At 67.7% G+C, this 16,712-nt stretch carries 16 protein-coding genes; 12 read left to right on the top strand and 4 right to left on the bottom strand.

What is annotated here, in order from left to right; genetic code table 11:
* The first annotated feature begins 37 nt into the window (after nt 1-37).
* From SALMUC_RS09100 to SALMUC_RS09090, 3 genes are all read left to right on the top strand, one after another.
* On the top strand, nt 38-1,300 hold the full coding sequence (locus tag SALMUC_RS09100) for a hypothetical protein (protein ID WP_021120140.1): 1,263 nt from the start codon (nt 38-40) through the stop codon (nt 1,298-1,300).
* Nucleotides 1,297-2,649, top strand: coding sequence for a cytochrome P450 (locus SALMUC_RS09095; RefSeq protein WP_020040307.1), 1,353 nt, complete (start codon nt 1,297-1,299; stop codon nt 2,647-2,649). The genes SALMUC_RS09100 and SALMUC_RS09095 overlap by 4 nt, the downstream gene beginning before the upstream one ends.
* 102 nt (nt 2,650-2,751) lie before the next feature.
* Nucleotides 2,752-3,657 (top strand): fructose bisphosphate aldolase, encoded by a 906-nt coding sequence (locus SALMUC_RS09090; RefSeq protein ID WP_020040306.1) that lies wholly within the window; start codon nt 2,752-2,754, stop codon nt 3,655-3,657.
* Nucleotides 3,658-3,810: 153 nt separating this feature from the next.
* Here the strand turns inward: SALMUC_RS09090 and SALMUC_RS09085 are convergent, their stop codons facing one another.
* Nucleotides 3,811-4,425, bottom strand: coding sequence for a YitT family protein (locus tag SALMUC_RS09085; protein WP_020040305.1), 615 nt, complete (start codon nt 4,423-4,425; stop codon nt 3,811-3,813).
* Nucleotides 4,426-4,784: 359 nt separating this feature from the next.
* On the opposite strand from SALMUC_RS09085, the gene SALMUC_RS09080 reads away from it, so the two are divergent.
* The 7 genes from SALMUC_RS09080 (at nt 4,785) to SALMUC_RS09050 (ending at nt 12,420) form a co-directional block, all read left to right on the top strand.
* Nucleotides 4,785-5,834 (top strand): substrate-binding domain-containing protein, encoded by a 1,050-nt coding sequence (locus SALMUC_RS09080; RefSeq protein WP_021120138.1) that lies wholly within the window; start codon nt 4,785-4,787, stop codon nt 5,832-5,834.
* Between the two features lie 91 nt (nt 5,835-5,925).
* Entirely contained in the window at nt 5,926-7,398 is a 1,473-nt protein-coding gene (pstC, locus tag SALMUC_RS09075) for a phosphate ABC transporter permease subunit PstC (protein WP_020040303.1), read from the top strand.
* Nucleotides 7,395-8,726 (top strand): phosphate ABC transporter permease PstA, encoded by a 1,332-nt coding sequence (gene pstA / locus SALMUC_RS09070; protein WP_020040302.1) that lies wholly within the window; start codon nt 7,395-7,397, stop codon nt 8,724-8,726. Before pstC ends, pstA begins: the two co-directional genes overlap by 4 nt.
* Nucleotides 8,727-8,762: 36 nt before the next feature.
* Nucleotides 8,763-9,560, top strand: a complete 798-nt coding sequence (gene pstB, locus SALMUC_RS09065) for a phosphate ABC transporter ATP-binding protein PstB (RefSeq protein WP_020040301.1) — start codon at nt 8,763-8,765, stop codon at nt 9,558-9,560.
* A gap of 5 nt (nt 9,561-9,565) precedes the next feature.
* On the top strand, nt 9,566-10,306 hold the full coding sequence (phoU, locus tag SALMUC_RS09060; RefSeq protein ID WP_020040300.1) for a phosphate signaling complex protein PhoU: 741 nt from the start codon (nt 9,566-9,568) through the stop codon (nt 10,304-10,306).
* 4 nt (nt 10,307-10,310) lie between these two features.
* Nucleotides 10,311-11,000 carry a phosphate regulon transcriptional regulator PhoB gene (gene phoB / locus SALMUC_RS09055; RefSeq protein WP_037371631.1) on the top strand — a complete coding sequence of 230 codons (690 nt, stop codon included), beginning with the start codon at nt 10,311-10,313 and terminating at the stop codon, nt 10,998-11,000.
* 310 nt (nt 11,001-11,310) lie between these two features.
* Nucleotides 11,311-12,420, top strand: a complete 1,110-nt coding sequence (locus SALMUC_RS09050; protein WP_020040298.1) for a HupE/UreJ family protein — start codon at nt 11,311-11,313, stop codon at nt 12,418-12,420.
* A gap of 21 nt (nt 12,421-12,441) precedes the next feature.
* On the opposite strand, the gene SALMUC_RS29700 is transcribed toward SALMUC_RS09050, so the two are convergent.
* Nucleotides 12,442-13,218: a helix-hairpin-helix domain-containing protein gene (locus SALMUC_RS29700; protein WP_198014552.1), complete on the bottom strand. Its 777-nt coding sequence runs from the start codon at nt 13,216-13,218 to the stop codon at nt 12,442-12,444.
* A 46-nt stretch (nt 13,219-13,264) separates the two neighbouring features.
* Here SALMUC_RS29700 and rpsB point away from each other — a divergent pair, with 46 nt between their 5' ends.
* A complete protein-coding gene (gene rpsB / locus SALMUC_RS09040) occupies nt 13,265-14,056 on the top strand; it encodes a 30S ribosomal protein S2 (RefSeq protein ID WP_020040296.1) in 792 nt (263 codons plus the stop codon).
* A 99-nt stretch (nt 14,057-14,155) separates the two neighbouring features.
* Nucleotides 14,156-15,031, top strand: coding sequence for a translation elongation factor Ts (tsf, locus tag SALMUC_RS09035; protein WP_020040295.1), 876 nt, complete (start codon nt 14,156-14,158; stop codon nt 15,029-15,031).
* 410 nt (nt 15,032-15,441) lie between these two features.
* On the opposite strand, the gene SALMUC_RS09030 is transcribed toward tsf, so the two are convergent.
* On the bottom strand, nt 15,442-16,248 hold the full coding sequence (locus tag SALMUC_RS09030) for a LuxR family transcriptional regulator (protein WP_020040294.1): 807 nt from the start codon (nt 16,246-16,248) through the stop codon (nt 15,442-15,444).
* Nucleotides 16,245-16,688: a type II 3-dehydroquinate dehydratase gene (aroQ, locus tag SALMUC_RS09025; RefSeq protein WP_020040293.1), complete on the bottom strand. Its 444-nt coding sequence runs from the start codon at nt 16,686-16,688 to the stop codon at nt 16,245-16,247. Before aroQ ends, SALMUC_RS09030 begins: the two co-directional genes overlap by 4 nt.
* Nucleotides 16,689-16,712 lie beyond the last annotated feature (24 nt).

Genomic DNA, 16,712 nt, shown 5'->3' with positions numbered 1-16,712 from the left:
CCATGCTAGGACGATGGCAGGCAAGAGGGCAGGCGCCATGGGTGAGACAGGGCAGGAGGTGCGGCGCAGGCGGGTGTTCTACATCCCCGGCTACGACCCGATCCACCCCCGCCGCTACCGCGAGCTCTACCGGAAGGAGGGTGCGGCGCAGGTCGCCATCTCGGGCTACGAGATCGCGCTCGCGCCCAAGACCGGCGGCGGCGCCTACGGCTGGCACGTCACAGCCTGCATCGAGGAGGCGCAGGTCGCGGCCGACGTCGAGGTGCTGGTCTGGTCCGACATCGTGCGCGACAGCATGTCCACCACGATCCCCGCGACCTATCTGCAGCTCGTCCGCACGGCCTGGGAATACACCGCCACCGGTGCGCTGCGCCGCCTCATGCGGCTGCGCAAGGGCCCGGTCATTGCCGCGCTCTACCCGGTGGGCATGCTGCTGGCGCAGCTTCTCGCGGCACTTCTGCTGGCCTGGGCCGTGGCGGCGGGTCTTGGCACCCTGCTTCTCGGCGTACTGGACCTCGCGGGCCTCGGCGGCACCGCCGCATCGGGCGCCATCGCGCTGCCGTCAGGGGTGGCCGGCCTCACGGCGGGCTACATGCTCCTGCGCGGGTTCAAGGCGCGCGACGGCAAGCTCTTCGCCTACTACCTCATGCACGATTACGCCTATTCCGCGCAGCACCGCGGTGCCAATCCGCCCGCGCTGGAACGCCGGATGGCCGAGTTCGGCGAGACCATCGCCGCCGCGCTGACCGACCCCGTCGACGAGGTGCTCGTCGTCGGCCACAGTTCGGGCGCGCATCTCGCGGTCTCCATCCTCGCCGATCTCCACCGCGCCGGCCGTGTCCCCGCCAATGGCCCGCGCCTGTCCTTCCTCAGCCTCGGGCAGGTCGTCCCCATGGTCTCCTTCCTGCGCGACGCGCATCGCCTGCGCGCCGACCTCGCCTTTCTCAGCACGCGCGAGGACCTCACCTGGGTCGATGTCACCGCCCCCGGCGACGGCTGCGCCTTCGCCCTCTGCGACCCGGTCGCCGTCTCGGGCGTCGCGCCAAAGGACAAGCGCTGGCCGCTGGTCTTCTCCGCCCAGTTCACGAAGACGCTCAGCCCGGAACGCTGGAAACAGATGCGCTGGCGCTTCTTCCGGCTGCACTTCCAGTATCTCTGCGCCTTCGACCGCCCCGGCGACTACGACTATTTCCGCATCACGGCGGGGCCGATCACCCTCGCCACGCGCTATGCCCACCGGCCGCCGTCGAAGAGCCGCATCGACGTGCCGGTGTCGAAATTCACCTCGACCGCCGCATGATCCCGCCAAAGCCGAAATCGCGCCCCGACCGCGTGTCGCTCTGGCGCCACCTGCGGCTCTTCCGCGCCGACATCCTCTCGGCCCAGCCCGCGCGGCTCTACCGCGCCTGGATGGCCGAGTTCCGCACGCCCTTCTTCCGCAGCTACCTCGTGAACCAGCCCGACCTCGTGCGCACCGTGCTCAAGGAGCGTCCGCTGGACTTCCCCAAGTCGGAGCGCGTGGGCGAGGGGCTGCGCCCGCTCCTGGGCGACTCGGTCTTCCTGACCAACGGCGCGCAGTGGCAGCGCCAGCGCCGCATCATCGACCCCGCCTTCGAGGGTGGCCGCCTGCGCGAGACCTTCCCGGCCATGCGCGACGCGGCCCGGGCGGCGCGGGCCAGGCTGATGGCCCGCGCGGGCGAGACGGTCGAGATCGAGGAAGAGACCAGCCACGCCGCCGCCGACGTGATCTTCCGCACGCTCTTTTCCCTGCCGATCGAGGATGCCCTCGCGCAGGAGGTCTTCCGCGAGTTCCGCGCCTACCAGCGCAGCCAGCCGATCCTGAACCTCGCGGCCTTCCTGCCGCTGCCGCGCTGGATGCCCCGGCTGCACCGCCGCGAGACGCGGGCGACCGCCCGCCGCATCCGCGCGCTCATCACCCGCCTGACCGAGGCGCGCATGGCCGAGATCGCCGCGGGCACCGCGCCCGACGACCTCGCGACCAAGATCATGACCACCCGCGACCCGCAGACCGGCGAGACCTTCACCACATCCGAGATGGTCGACCAGGTGGCGATCTTCTTTCTCGCGGGGCACGAGACCAGCGCCTCCGCGCTGGCCTGGGCGCTCTGGCTGCTGGCCGCGCACCCCGAGTGGCAGGAGCGCCTTGCGCGCGAGGCGCAGGACCTGGGCCCGGCGCCCGACGTCTCAGACCTGTCGACGCTGAAGCTCACCCGCGACGTCTTCCGCGAGACGCTGCGCCTCTACCCGCCGGTGCCCATGATGGTGCGCGAAACCACGCGCCCCGAGCGCTTCCGCGACCGCGTTCTGCGGCGCGGATCGCAGGTCGTGCTCAGCCCCTGGCACCAGCACCGCCACGAACGCCTGTGGGAAAACCCCGACGCCTTCGACCCCGCCCGCTGGCAGACCGAGGCCGGCCGCCGCTGCGGGCGCGAGGCCTACATGCCCTTCTCGGCCGGGCCGCGCGTCTGCACCGGCGCGAGCTTCGCCATGGCCGAGGGCGTTCTGATGCTCGCGCTCATCCTGCGCGATTTGCGCCTCTCCACCGTCTCCGGCGACACGCCGGAGCCGGTGGCCTTCCTGACCGTGCGCGCCCGCGACGGCATTCGCCTGCGCGTCGAGCGCCGTTAGCGGGTGCGTTAGCGATAAACGGACGCGGCGTCTCTACCCAAGCCCGCCGCGATGCGCTAGGCCATGACCGACAGCAATCAACCTGCGGTAAGAGGGATCAACATGGCCCAGGACAAGGCGGTTTTCGAGAAGCAGAAAGAGCAGATGGCCGGGGGCAAGGGCTTCATCGCCGCGCTCGACCAGTCGGGCGGCTCTACGCCGAAGGCGCTGCGCCAGTACGGCGTGGAGGAAGACGAGTACAACGGCGAAGAGGAGATGTTCGGCGAGATCCACAAGATGCGCACGCGCATCATCACCGCACCGGATTTCACCTCCGACAAGGTCCTCGGCGCCATCCTCTTCGAGCGCACCATGCGCGGCGAGATCGAGGGCATCCCCACCGCGCAGTACCTGTGGGAAAAGCGCGGCGTGGTGCCCTTCCTCAAGATCGACAAGGGCCTCGAGGAGCAGGCCAGTGGCGTGCAGATGATGAAGCCCATGCCGGGTCTCGAGGCGCTGCTCGACGAGGCCGCGCAGGACTTCGGCATCTTCGGCACCAAGGAGCGCTCGGTCATCCACGAGGCCGACGCCGAGGGCATCAAGCAGATCGTCGCGCAGCAGTTCGAGGTGGGCCGCAAGGTCATCGCCGCCGGAATGGTCCCGATCCTCGAGCCCGAGGTGAGCATCCACTCCGAGTCCAAGGACGAGGCCGAGAAGATGCTCGAGGAGGCCCTCCGGGTCCAGCTCGACACCCTGGCCGAGGGTGAGGACATCATGATCAAGCTCACGATCCCCTCGACCCCCGGCCTCTACGACGGTCTGGCCGATCATCCGCGCGTCGTGCGCGTGGTCGCGCTCTCGGGCGGCTACTCGACCGACGAGGCCTGCGAGCGGCTCTCGAAGAACCACAAGATGATCGCCTCCTTCAGCCGCGCGCTGGCCGAGGGCCTGTCGAAGAAGCAGTCCGACGAAGAGTTCAACGCTCTGCTGGGCAGCAGCATCGACAAGATCTACCAGGCCTCGCTCTGAGGCCCCGCGCCGCCCCGACCATCCCCGGGGCGGCGCCCGCATCAAGGTCCGGCCAGTGCCGCGTGGCATCTTCTGGCTGCAAATATCCCGGGTGAATTGCGCCCGCAGGGCGCAAGAGGGCAGAGCCCTCGGACATCGCCCGCGCCGCCGCGCTCACTTGGCGATGTAGCGGTCCCGCCGGTGGTTGATGGTGATGATGATGTTCAGGATCACCGCCCCCAGCAGCGACCAGATCACGGTTACCCAGTCGAAGAGCATCAGCGCCAGCGCGAAGACGCAGAGATCGAACGCAAGCTGCGTGTTGCCGGCCTTGATCCCGCGCGTGTCCTGCAGCCAGAGCGCGACGATCCCCATGCCCCCCAGCGTCGCCCCGTGCCGGAAGAGCGAGAGCAGCCCGACGCCGCCCACGACCCCGAAGAGCGGCGCCGCCAGCGAGGGCGGCACGTCGACGGTCAGCACGTAGGGCATGGTCTCGGCCAGCGTCGACATCAGCGTCACCGCGACGAAGTTCTTGACCGTGAAGACCCAGCCCAGCTGCCGGATCGCGAGCCAGTAGAAGGGCAGGTTGAGCACGAAGAACACCAGCCCGAAGCTCCAGCCCGTGGGATAGGAGATCACCAGCGAGAGGCCCGCGATCTGCCCGGTGATGAGTTCGCCCGCGCGCAGGAACTGGATCGCCAGCGCGACGAGCGTGGCGCCGATCAGGATGCCCTGCGCGTCCTCCCAGAGGGTGTGACGGTCGGGCTGAGGGGTTTCGAGCAGAAGCATGCCCCAGCATTGGGACCGCGCCGCGCCCGCGTCAATCGCGCACCCACGGCAGGCACGGCCGGTGCGCGGGCGGTGCCGCGGAATGGGGCAGGCGGGGCTGGGCCGGCTCGCGGCGGCCGGGGCGGCCGCCCCCGGGGGGGCTGATTCCCGCAAGAGCGGCCCTCAGGCCTCCACCGGGCAGCGATATCGCCGGGTCGCGGAGCCGAAAAATCGCCGCATGACAGCACTTTCCACGCTCCCGGCGCGGTCGTCATAAAAGCGTTACACAGCTGTCACAAAACCATAGCGCGCCCGGCATAGGCCTCGCCGCAAGGTCCCCGACGGGAGGGGATCGGATACCACTCTGACAGGAGCGTAACATGCCATCCATGAAACTCGCCGCCTCCGCGCTGGCCATCGCCGCCGCATCGGCAACCACTGTTGCCGCCCAGTCGCGCGACAACGTGCAGGTCGCCGGGTCGTCGACCGTTCTGCCCTATGCCTCGATCGTCGCCGAAGCCTTTGGCGAGAACACCGACTTCCCGACGCCCGTCGTGGAATCGGGCGGCTCGTCGGCCGGCCTCAAGCGCTTCTGCGAAGGCGTGGGCGAGAACACCATCGACGTCGCCAACGCCTCGCGCGCCATCCGCGACTCGGAAATCGAGACCTGCGCCGAGAACGGCGTGTCGGACATCATCGAAGTCCGCATCGGCTATGACGGCATCGTCTTCGCCAGCCAGCAGGACGGCCCGGCCTTCGACGCCTTCGTGCCCTCCGACATCTTCAACGCCATCGGCGCCAAGGTGCTGGTCGACGGCGAGCTCGTCGACAACCCGCACACCAGCTGGGCCGATTTCAATTCCGATCTGCCCGACGCCGAGATCGCGATGTTCATCCCGGGCACCAAGCACGGCACCCGTGAAGTCTTCGAAGAGCAGGTCCTGCTGACCGGCTGCGAGGACACCGGCGCGATGGAAGCCATGATCGAGGGCGGCATGTCGGAAGACGACGCCGAGGACGCCTGCCTCGACGTGCGCACCGACGGCGGCCACTCGGTCGACATCGACGGCGACTACACCGAGACGCTCGCCCGCATCGACGCCAACCCGAACGGCGTCGGCGTCTTCGGCCTGGCCTTCTACGAGAACAACCAGGACGCCCTCAAGGTCGCGACCATGTCCGGTGTCGCCCCCTCGACCGAGACCATCGCCTCGGGCGAGTACCCCGTCTCGCGCCCGCTGTTCTTCTACGTCAAGAAGGCGCACATCGGCGTGATCCCCGGCCTCAAGGAATACGCGCAGTTCTTCGTCGCCGACGAACTCGCCGGCCCCGACGGCCCGCTCTCGAACTACGGCCTCGTTGCCGATCCCGAGCTGGCCGAGACCCAGCAGAAGATCGCCGACGAAGTGACCATGGGCGAAAGCATGTAATCGGGCCACAGGCCTTCGGCGGGGCGGCGGCGCAGGCTGCCGTCCCGCTTTCTCTTTTCACACGGGGTCCGACGGGACCAACGGGGGACACATGCCTTTACTCTGGCTCATCCTGATCGTGCTGGGCATCGCCGTCGCGGGCTTCGTGCTCGGGCGCGGCCGGGCGCTGAAGAGCGCCGGGGGCGACGCGCGCAACCTGCATTCGCTGCCGGGCTATTACGGCAACAACGTCGCCATCAAGGTGATCGTCCCCTCGATGCTCGTGATGCTCGTCTGGCTGGTCGTCCAGCCGCTCGTCATCGACGGCAGCGTCTCGGCCACGATCCCCGAAGGCGCGGTGCCCGAAAACTCGTCGCTGGGGCTCGTGATGTCCGAGGTGCGCCGCACCGCCGAGGGGCTCGAGAACGCGGTCGCCGCCGGCGGCATGAGCCAGGCCCTCGCGACCGACCCGGACGCCGATTTCGCCGAGGTCTCGCAGCAGCTTCAGGATGCCGGCCAGGTCGTGACCTCGCAGCTCACGCAGGCCGTGCTGCGCGCCGCGCAGGACTACCGCGAGATGCACGTCTTCGGACGCACGATCATGTCGGGCGTGGTGCTCGTGCTCGCGCTGGCGGGACTGGCCTGGGGGCTGCGGGAATCGCACAAGGCGTTCCGCGCGCGCAACACCGTCGAGATGAGCATCCGCGCGCTGCTGATCGCCGCCGCCTCCATCGCGATCCTGACCACCATCGGCATCGTGCTCTCGCTGATCTTCAACACGATCGAGTTCTTCAAGCTCTACCCGGCCGCCGACTTCTTCTTCGGCACCACCTGGTCGCCCAGCTTCTCGGGCCGGGGCGGGTCTTCGGAACTCGGCGTTCTGCCGCTGCTCTGGGGCACCTTCTACATCTCCATCGTGGCGCTGATCGTGGCCGTGCCGATCGGGCTCTTCTCGGCGATCTACCTGTCGGAATACGCCAGCCCGCGCGTGCGCTCCGTGGCAAAGCCCATGCTCGAGATCCTCGCCGGCATCCCGACCATCGTCTACGGCCTCTTCGCGCTGCTGACCGTCGGCCCGCTGCTGCTCAGCGTCTTCGGCAAGGACGGGCTGGGCTGGATGCAGGCCGGCACCGCGGTCATGACCGCGGGCCTGGTGATGGGCATCATGCTGATCCCCTTCGTCAGCTCGCTGTCGGACGACATCATCAATGCCGTGCCGCAGTCGATGCGTGACGGCTCCTACGGGCTGGGCGCCACCCAGTCCGAGACCATCAAGCAGGTCATCCTGCCGGCCGCGCTGCCGGGCATCGTGGGTGCCATCCTGCTGGCGGCCAGCCGCGCCATCGGCGAGACCATGATCGTGGTGCTCGGGGCAGGGGCCGCCGCCAAGCTCAGCCTCAACCCCTTCGAGGCAATGACCACCGTGACCGCCAAGATCGTCAGCCAGCTCACCGGCGACGCCGACTTCTCCTCGCCCGAGGCGCTGGTCGCCTTCGCCCTGGGCATGACCCTCTTCGTCCTGACGCTGGGGCTGAACGTTCTCGCCCTCTATATCGTGCGCAAATACCGGGAGCAGTACGAATGACCGACGCGAGCCTGAATGGCGCGGAGGAACCGCGCCGCCGCGGGTCGATCCACGAGATCGACGCCCGGACGCGCAAGCGCAACGCCAGGGAAGCTCGCTTCAAGGGCTACGGCATCGGAGCCATCCTCGTCGGCCTGTTCTTCCTGGTCGTGCTGGCCGTCTCGATCGTCAGCTCCGGTCTGCCCGCCTTCACCAAGACCGTGGTCAAGGTCGAGTTCACGATGTCGCAGGAGCAGTACGACGAGGCCGAGTCGACCCTCTTCAAGACCGCGGCCTACTCCGACATCTTCATCGCGCAGCTGCGCGACACGATGGAGGAAGAGGGCGTCGAGGTGGCCTTCGACGAGGGCTCGATCGAGCGTCTTCTGGGCAAGGTCGGCGGCACCCTGCGCGAGTTCTACACCGCGAACGAGGACCAGCTGGGTCAGCCCGTGACCTTCCAGCTTCCGGCCTCCTCGCGCGTGGATGGCTATTTCAATGGCCGCGTGACGCGCGAGGGCCTGACCGAAAGCCGTTTCCTGGAGCTTACGGACCTCGACCTCGTCGATGCACTGGCCGATGCCGGCGTGATCACTCAGGCCTTCAACTGGACCTTCCTCACCGGCTCGGACTCGGGCGTGGACAACCCCGGCGGCGCGGGCATCGGCGTCTCGGTCGTGGGCTCGTTCTTCATGATGCTGGTGGTGCTGGTCCTGGCGCTACCCATCGGCGTCGCGGCCTCGATCTACCTCGAGGAATTCGCGCCGCAGAACAAGTTCACCGACCTGATCGAGGTGAACATCTCGAACCTCGCGGCGGTGCCCTCGATCGTCTTCGGTATCCTCGGCCTCGCGGTCTTCATCCAGTTCATGCACCTGCCGCAGTCGGCCCCGCTGGTGGGCGGCCTGGTGCTGACGCTGATGACGCTGCCGACGATCATCATCTCGACGCGCGCCTCGCTGAAGTCGGTGCCGCCCTCGATCCGCGACGCGGCGCTCGGGGTCGGGGCCTCGAAGATGCAGTCGGTCTTTCACCACGTGCTGCCGCTGGCCATGCCGGGCATCCTGACCGGCACGATCATCGGCCTCGCGCAGGCGCTTGGCGAGACCGCGCCGCTGCTGCTGATCGGCATGGTGGGCTTCGTCGCCCGCGACTATCCCGACGGCTTCGTCGGCGGCTTCACCGAGGCCAACTCGGCCATGCCCGCGCAGATCTACACCTGGGCGGCCCGGGCCGACGCCAGTTTCTACGAAAAGGCCTGGGGCGGCATCATCGTTCTGCTGGTGTTCCTGCTGCTGATGAACGTGATCGCCATCCTGCTGCGCCGCAAGTTCGAACGGAGATGGTGACGATGGCTGCCACTCTCGCTAAGGGGGGACGAACCCATGTATGACGCACCGCTGAGGAAAACCGACGTGGAGACCAAGAATACCAAGATCGTGGCGCAGGACGTGAACGTCTACTATGGCGACACCCATGCCATCAAGGACGTCTCGGTCGACCTGCTCGACAAGACGGTCACCGCCTTCATCGGTCCCTCGGGCTGCGGCAAGTCGACCTTCCTGCGGTGCCTCAACCGCATGAACGACACCATCGACATCTGCCGCGTCGAGGGGAAGATCAGTCTCGACGGCGAGGACATCTACGACAAGCGCGTGGACCCGGTGCAGCTGCGCGCCAAGGTGGGCATGGTCTTCCAGAAGCCGAACCCCTTCCCGAAGTCGATCTACGACAACGTGGCCTACGGCCCCAAGATCCACGGTCTGGCCAAGAACAAGGCCGACCTCGACGATATCGTCGAGAAGGCCCTGCGCCGCGGCGCGATCTGGGACGAGGTCAAGGACCGGCTTCATGCCCCGGGCACCGGCCTTTCCGGTGGCCAGCAGCAGCGCCTGTGCATCGCCCGCGCCGTGGCCACCGAGCCCGAGGTGCTGCTCATGGACGAGCCCTGCTCGGCGCTCGACCCCATCGCCACCGGCCAGGTCGAGGAACTCATCGACGAGCTGCGCGGGCAGTACTCGGTCATCATCGTCACGCACTCGATGCAGCAGGCCGCCCGCGTCAGCCAGAAGACCGCGTTCTTCCACCTCGGAAACCTCGTGGAATACGGCGATACCAGCCAGATCTTCACCAACCCCGAGGACTCGCGCACCGAGTCCTACATCACCGGACGGATCGGATAAGCGACATGAGCGAGCACGAACTCAAGCAGCACATCGTCTCGAGCTTCGACCGCGACCTGGAAGGCATCCAGGCGCAGATCCTCAAGATGGGCGGCCTGGTCGAGGTCGCGATCCACGACGCCGCCAAGTCGCTGGAGACCCGCGACGAGGAACTGGCCGAGCAGGTCCAGAAGGGCGACATGGCCGTCGACGCGCTGGAGGATGCCATCAACGAGGAGGCCGCCCGCGTCATCGCCATGCGCGCCCCCACGGCCATCGACCTGCGCGTGGTGCTGACCGTCATGCGCATGGCCGGCAACCTCGAGCGGATCGGGGACCTTTCCAAGAACATGGCCAAGCGCACCACCGTGCTCAGCCAGATGTCGCCCATCGGCACCTCGACCGCCTCGCTGCGCCGCATGGCGCGCGAGGTCGAGCACATGCTCAAGGACGCGCTCGACGCCTACATCAAGCGCGACGAGGCGCTGGCGCTGGACGTGATCGAGCGCGACGAGGACGTGGACCAGATCTACAACACGCTCTTCCGCGAGTTCCTCACCTTCATGCTCGAGGATCCGCGCAACATCACCTCCTGCATGCACCTGCACTTCATCGCCAAGAACATCGAGCGCATGGGAGACCACGTGACCTCGATCGCCGAGCAGGTGGTCTTCCTGGCCACCGGCGAGAAACCCGAGGATGCGCGGATCAAGGCCGACCGTACCTCCTCCGATGCCACGCTGACGCAGGATATCGAACCGGAGTGAGATGATGGCAGCCGATCAGCCGACCGTCCTGGTCGTGGAAGACGAGGCCGCGCAGCGCGAGGTGCTGCGCTACAACCTCGAGACGGAGGGCTTTCGCGTCGCCGCCGCCGGCAACGGCGAGGAGGCGCTGGTGATGATGGAGGAAGAGCATCCCGACGTCGTCGTGCTCGACTGGATGCTGCCGAACCTCTCGGGCATCGAGGTCTGCCGCCAGCTCAAGACCCGGTCCGGCACGCGCAGCGTTCCGGTCATCATGCTCTCGGCCCGCTCCGAAGAGGTGGACCGGGTGCGCGGTCTCGAGACCGGGGCCGACGATTACGTGGTCAAACCCTACTCGCTGCGCGAGCTCATGGCGCGGGTGCGCGCCCAGCTGCGCCGCGCGCGTCCGGCCTCGGCGGGGCTCAAGCTGGAATACGAGGACATCGTGCTCGATTCCGAAACCCACCGCGTGACCCGCGACGGCCAGGAGCTGAAGCTGGGCCCGACCGAGTTCCGGCTGCTCTCGACCTTCATGGAAAAGCCCGGCCGCGTCTGGTCGCGCGAGCAGCTGCTCGACCGCGTCTGGGGCCGCGACATCTACGTCGACACGCGCACCGTCGACGTGCACATCGGCCGCCTGCGCAAGGCGCTCGGCGCTCACGGCGGCACCGATCCCCTCCGCACCGTCCGAGGCGCGGGGTATGCCTTGGGGTGATTTGCTGACCGGCCCGAAGGGCCGGCAGACGCTCCGGGGGAGCGTTTGTGCAAATCACGGGCGGAGCCCCGGGCCAAAAATCCGGACCGCGCCTTTGGCGCGGCAATCGCTCCAGTGGAGCGATCGGAGGTTTTCCGGGCGGAGCCCCGGGGGCTCGCGCCCAGCCAAGGCAGTGCAATCGTCATCTGTCGGCCGGGTCGCGGCAAGCCGCGACCCGAATGCGTATTTGGAGAAAGATGAAGGGCGGAGGGGCACTTGATCCCTCGCGGGGGGCCGCTATCTGACCGTCGAATTACTCTGGGAGAGCCGCATGTTCCGTTCCGTCCTCGCGCTTGTCTTGTTCTGCCTGTCCGCCATCGCGGCGTCCGCACACGAGGTGCGCCCGGCGGTTGCGGATCTGACGACCGGGGAGGGGCGGGTCGAGATCGCGCTTTCGTTCACCGCCGAGCCGATCGTGGCGGGCGCCGATCTCGAGGGCGTCGAGGATACCAACGACACCGCCCGATCCGAGGATGTGGACGCGCTGCGCGCCCTGCCGCCCGAGACCATGGCGGAGCGCCTTCGCGACCACCTTCCCGAGATACTGGCGGCCATGAACGTGCAGGCCGACGGCACGCCGGTCTCGCTGGGCGCCGCCGAGATCGAGGTCGCCCCGGTGGGCAACACCGAGCTGCCGCGCGACACCTGGCTGGTGCTCGAGGGCGCTCTGCCCGACGGGGCCTCGACCGTCGAGGTGACTTGGCCCGCCTCCTTCGGCACGCTGATCCTGCGCCAGCAGGGCGTCGAGGAGCCCTACACCGGCTATCTCGAGGGCCAGTCGAGCGGGCCGATCCCGCTCGCGGGTGGCGGCCAGCTGAGCGGCTGGCAGGCCTTCGGCGCCTACATCCCCGTGGGCTTCGAGCACATCGTGCCGCTGGGGCTCGACCACATCCTCTTCGTGCTGGGGCTCTTCTTCTTCTCGCTGCACATCAAGCCGCTGCTCTTCCAGGTCAGCGCCTTCACCGCGGCGCATACCGTGACGCTGGCGCTGGGGGCGCTGCACATCGTCCGTCTGCCGGCTTCGATCGTGGAGCCGATCATCGCGGCCTCGATCGTCTTCATCGCCGTCGAGAACATCGTCTCGCGCGGGATGTCGCCCTGGCGGCCGGCGGTGGTCTTCGTCTTCGGGCTGCTGCACGGGCTGGGCTTTGCCGGCGTGCTCGAGGAATTCGGCCTGCCGCAGGGCGGCTTCGTGCCCGCGCTGCTGGGGTTCAACGTGGGCGTCGAACTGGGGCAGCTCTTCGTGATCGCGGTGGCCTTCCTCGCGGTGGGCTACTGGTTCGGGCGCAAGCCCTGGTACCGCGCGCGCATCGCCGTGCCGGCCTCGGTCGCCATCGCCGCAGTGGGCAGCTACTGGTTCGTCGAGCGGGTCTTCCTCTGAAGACCCGCCGCGCAGTCGGGATCACTTCTTCTTTTTCTTCTTCTTGGACGTCTTCGAGGCCTTCTTGGCAGCTTTCTTTTCTGTCTTCCTGGCCTTCTTCTTTGCCGACGTCTTTTCGGCGGCACGCTCAGCCTTGCGTTCCGCCTTCTTGCGGGCCTTCTTCTTTTTCTTCTTGTCCTTCTTGTCCTTCTTGTCCTTCTTGCCCCGCGCCTTCGCGGGGTCCTTCGGTGCTTTCTCGGCTGGCGGGATGAAGGCCGGGTCGGTCGCCGGGTCCTCATGCGCGAGCGGGCTGTCGGGATCGGCCGGGGGCACGAGATCGGGCGCGTCGCCCGGCGCCACGGGGTCCTCGAGCTTGTCGCTGCCCGTCGCACCGGGGTGCGGCGCGGCCTCTGTCTCGGCGGTGCGCGGCACGGAGGCGGTTTCGGCGGTCACGGCCTCCCGGGCGGCGTTGATCAGCATACGGGCGCGCAGCAGCTGCACGCGGGGCAGGGCGGTCAGCCGCTCCGGCGGGCACGCGGCGAGGTCGGCGGCGTCCCGGATCCCCATTTCCTGCATCTGCCGGGCCATCGCGGGGCCAACGCCCCTTACGGAAAGAAGGTCTGCCACGTCTCTCGTCTCCCTTGTCCCTGTGTTTAACGCCGAGTTGATGCACGTCCCTGCGCACTTGTCCAGCGAGGGGCACGCGAGGGCTTGCGCGGGGCGTGCTTTGGGCCTATACGCGCGCCACTGAACCCCGCAGGCGGGGTCGGGCCGTCCGGGGGAGACATCCCCGGCGTGTCCACCGGTTGCCCCGAGCACGGGGTAAGCCCCCGCCAAGGACACGAAACCGGAAAGGATAGACGACATGGCTCTTCCCGAGTTCTCCATGCGCCAGCTGCTTGAAGCCGGCGTTCACTTCGGCCACCAGACGCAGCGCTGGAACCCCCGCATGGGCGAGTTCATCTATGGCGCGCGCAACGGCATCCACATTGTCGACCTGACGCAGACCGTGCCGATGCTCGACGCGGCGCTCAACGCGATCCGCGAAATCGTGGCCCGCGGCGGCCGCGTCCTCTTCGTCGGCACCAAGCGCCAGGCCTCGGCTCCAGTCGCCGACGCCGCCGAGAAATGCGCCCAGTACTACATGAACCACCGCTGGCTGGGTGGCACGCTGACCAACTGGCAGACCGTCTCGAAGTCGATCAACCGCCTCAAGGCCATCGACGAGCAGATGGAAGCCGGCGCCGAGGGCCTCACCAAGAAAGAGCGCCTGCACATGGAGCGCGAGCAGGAGAAGCTGACGCTCTCGCTCGGCGGCATCCGCGAGATGGGCGGCCTGCCCGACATGCTCTTCGTCATCGACGTGAAGAAGGAATCGCTCGCGATTGCCGAGGCCAAGAAGCTGGGCATCCCGGTCGTGGCCGTGGTCGACACCAACTGCTCGCCCGAGGGCATCGACTACATCATCCCCGGCAACGACGACGCGGCCCGCGCCATCGCGCTCTACTGCGACCTCGTCAGCCGCGCGGCGCTGGACGGCATGACCGGCCAGATGGAAGCTGCCGGCGTTGACCTCGGCGCGCTCGAGGAAGCGCCCGCCGAAGAGGTCGTCGCCGAGGGTGGCGAAGCCCCCGCCGAGCAGAACGCCGAGGGCTGAGGCCCGACCGCGCTGTCGCGAAAGCGTCACGCTGACATGACATGAGCGGCCAGGCCCGGGGCAGGGCCGGCCGCAAGACCATTCGATAGGAGCCGAGAGATGGCGATCACTGCTGCACAGGTGAAAGAACTCCGCGAGATGACCGGCGCGGGCATGATGGACGCCAAGAAGGCGCTGACCGAAACCGACGGCGACATGGACGCCGCCGTGGACTGGCTGCGCACCAAGGGTCTGGCCAAGGCGGCCAAGAAATCGGGCCGCACCGCGGCCGAGGGCCTCGTGGCCGTCAAGGTCGAGGGCGGCACCGGCGTGGCCGTCGAGGTGAACGCCGAGACCGACTTCGTCGCCAAGAACGCCGAATTTCAGGACATGGTCTCGGGCATCGCCGAAGCCGCGATCTCGGTCGATGACGTCGAGGCGCTGAAAACCGCCGAGGTGGCCGGCAAGCCGGTCAACGACCTCATCACCGACAAGATCGCCAAGATCGGCGAGAACATGACCCTGCGCCGGATGGCGAAGATCGAAGGCGGCACCGTGGCCTCCTACATCCACAACGCCGCCGCGCCCGGCATGGGCCAGATCGGTGTGCTGGTCGCCATGACCGGCGGTGACGAGGCCTTCGGCCGCCAGGTCGCGATGCACATCGCCGCCGCGAACCCGCAGGCGCTGAACGTCGACGATCTCGACGCATCGGTCGTCGAGAAGGAGCGCCAGATCCAGATCGACATCGCGCGCCAGTCGGGCAAGCCCGAGCAGGTCATCGAGAAGATGATCGAAGGCCGCATGCGCAAGTTCCTGGCCGAGATCACCCTGCTGGGCCAGCAGTTCGTGGTGAACCCCGACCTGACCGTGGAAAAGGCCGCGGAAGAGGCCGGCGCCACCATCACGGGCTTCGTCCGCCTGCAGGTCGGCGAGGGCATCGAGAAGGAAGAAGAGGATTTCGCGGCCGAGGTCGCAAAGGCCGCGCAGGGCTGAACCATCCTCTCACGGCCGGCATCACGCCGGTCCGAAACGGCCGGAGCCGCCCACTGGGGCGGCTCCTTCCCTTTCCGGCCCCCATTGGCATTGGGGATGAGGCGGGGGTCCGGTTCGGGGGTGCCGGGCCGGCAGCGCGGAAATTGCGCCCCCGGACCCGACTCCGGCTTTCACCGGAAGAGCCCGGCTGTCCACGAAATCGCGAGGCGCCCGACCCTCAGGTTCCCATGGCCAAAGCCACCACTCACGGAACACAGGTAATCTGACAAGAAACGTTGCGTCGTTGAAGTCGGGTATTCCCGACCGGTTCAATTTTTCCTTAAGAATTCGTTTCTACACGCACGGATTTCGATTTTTGAAATCTGCACGAAAGCATCCCGAAATCCAGCGGCCGGAAAGGCGGGTGCGACCTAGCGCGAGGCCCGATTCGCACCGGCTGATTCGAGCGCGGCCGAGGGCGGATCGATGACGAACATCTGATTCTGGAACGCCGCCTTGGCCACCGCCTGGGCGGTCGTCTCGACGTTCAGCGCCTCGCGCGCGAGGCGCAGGTGCTTTTCCACGGTGGCCTGCGACAGCCCCATGATGGCGGCGATGTCCTGCATGGTCTTGCCGTCGCCGACCCATTCCAGCGCCTGCCGCTGGCGGCGCGTCAGGGTCTGGTCGCCGGGCACGTAGGGCAGGGTGAGCAGCTTGAGGTGCACGATGTTGTTCATCAGCACGATGTCCTCGCCGTGCTCCTCCCAGAGCGCGTCGACATCGGTCTGCGGCGTCCCGGCCCGCGCGGTCAGCGCGATGGCGCCCTTGGCCCGGCTCGACACCGAGCGGAAGCTGACCGAGTAGCCGGCGCGCACGTCCTGTGACAGGTTGAAGTCGATGACGCGGCGCTCGCCGTCGCTCAGGTTGCCCTGTTCGACCATCTCGCCCAGCACACGCCAGGAACAGGCGCCGTCGTTCTCAAGTGCCCAACGGACCATCGGCGCCTCGTGGTAGAGACCCTGGCCGATGAAGACGTCGGTGTATTCCGCCGCGTGGTTGGTCAGCAGGACGAAATCGTTGGGATCGCCGAGCGAGGTTTCGGTCCGGTAGCGGGTGAAACCGTAGAGCAGGCGGTCGAACCCGTGCAGCGCCATGCGCTCGACGTGCATCGCCCAGAGGTCCTCGACGTTCGAGGCATTGGTGAGCGCAACAAGGTAGTCGCGATCCTCCGGTGTCATCTCGCTCTCTCCAGATGGGCCTGCATGGCGTCCATCGCCAGCGTGTAGCCGCGCGGGCCGAAGCCGCAGATCACGCCAACGGCGACCTTGGCGATGTAGCTGACATGCCGGAATTCCTCGCGGGCGTGGACGTTCGACAGGTGCAGCTCGATCGCCGGAACCTCGGCAGAGCTGATGGCGTCCATGAGGGCGACCGAGGTGTGCGTGTAGGCCCCGGCGTTCAGGATCAGACCGTCGAGCCGTTCGCGGCAGGAGTGGATGTGATCGACCAGCGTGCCCTCGGAATTGCTCTGGGCGAATTCCACGGTGACGCCGATGCGCTCGGCGTGCTCGCGGCACATGGCCTCGACGTCGGCCAATGTGGTGTGGCCGTAGACCTCCGGCTGGCGCAGGCCGAGCAGGTTGAGGTTGGGACCGTTGAGAATGAGGAATCCGGGCATTGTCGTCTCCGCTGGGCCGCGTGA

It is taken from the genome of Salipiger mucosus DSM 16094 (assembly GCF_000442255.1).
GTDB classification, from domain to species: domain Bacteria; phylum Pseudomonadota; class Alphaproteobacteria; order Rhodobacterales; family Rhodobacteraceae; genus Salipiger; species Salipiger mucosus.
Note: the sequence above shows the minus strand (reverse complement) of the source record. Positions and strands in the feature narration are given on the sequence as shown.

Bases quoted from the DNA above. Each gene is read 5' to 3' on its own strand.
- pstA (WP_020040302.1), top strand. From the start codon at position 7,395: ATGACCGACGCGAGCCTGAATGGCGCGGAGGAACCGCGCCGCCGCGGG.
- pstC (WP_020040303.1), top strand. From the start codon at position 5,926: ATGCCTTTACTCTGGCTCATCCTGATCGTGCTGGGCATCGCCGTCGCG.
- SALMUC_RS09095 (WP_020040307.1), top strand. From the start codon at position 1,297: ATGATCCCGCCAAAGCCGAAATCGCGCCCCGACCGCGTGTCGCTCTGG.
- SALMUC_RS09085 (WP_020040305.1), bottom strand. From the start codon at position 4,425: ATGCTTCTGCTCGAAACCCCTCAGCCCGACCGTCACACCCTCTGGGAG.
- SALMUC_RS09090 (WP_020040306.1), top strand. From the start codon at position 2,752: ATGGCCCAGGACAAGGCGGTTTTCGAGAAGCAGAAAGAGCAGATGGCC.
- aroQ (WP_020040293.1), bottom strand. From the start codon at position 16,688: ATGCCCGGATTCCTCATTCTCAACGGTCCCAACCTCAACCTGCTCGGC.
- SALMUC_RS09030 (WP_020040294.1), bottom strand. From the start codon at position 16,248: ATGACACCGGAGGATCGCGACTACCTTGTTGCGCTCACCAATGCCTCG.
- phoU (WP_020040300.1), top strand. From the start codon at position 9,566: ATGAGCGAGCACGAACTCAAGCAGCACATCGTCTCGAGCTTCGACCGC.
- pstB (WP_020040301.1), top strand. From the start codon at position 8,763: ATGTATGACGCACCGCTGAGGAAAACCGACGTGGAGACCAAGAATACC.
- SALMUC_RS09100 (WP_021120140.1), top strand. From the start codon at position 38: ATGGGTGAGACAGGGCAGGAGGTGCGGCGCAGGCGGGTGTTCTACATC.
- SALMUC_RS09050 (WP_020040298.1), top strand. From the start codon at position 11,311: ATGTTCCGTTCCGTCCTCGCGCTTGTCTTGTTCTGCCTGTCCGCCATC.
- phoB (WP_037371631.1), top strand. From the start codon at position 10,311: ATGGCAGCCGATCAGCCGACCGTCCTGGTCGTGGAAGACGAGGCCGCG.
- rpsB (WP_020040296.1), top strand. From the start codon at position 13,265: ATGGCTCTTCCCGAGTTCTCCATGCGCCAGCTGCTTGAAGCCGGCGTT.
- SALMUC_RS09080 (WP_021120138.1), top strand. From the start codon at position 4,785: ATGCCATCCATGAAACTCGCCGCCTCCGCGCTGGCCATCGCCGCCGCA.
- tsf (WP_020040295.1), top strand. From the start codon at position 14,156: ATGGCGATCACTGCTGCACAGGTGAAAGAACTCCGCGAGATGACCGGC.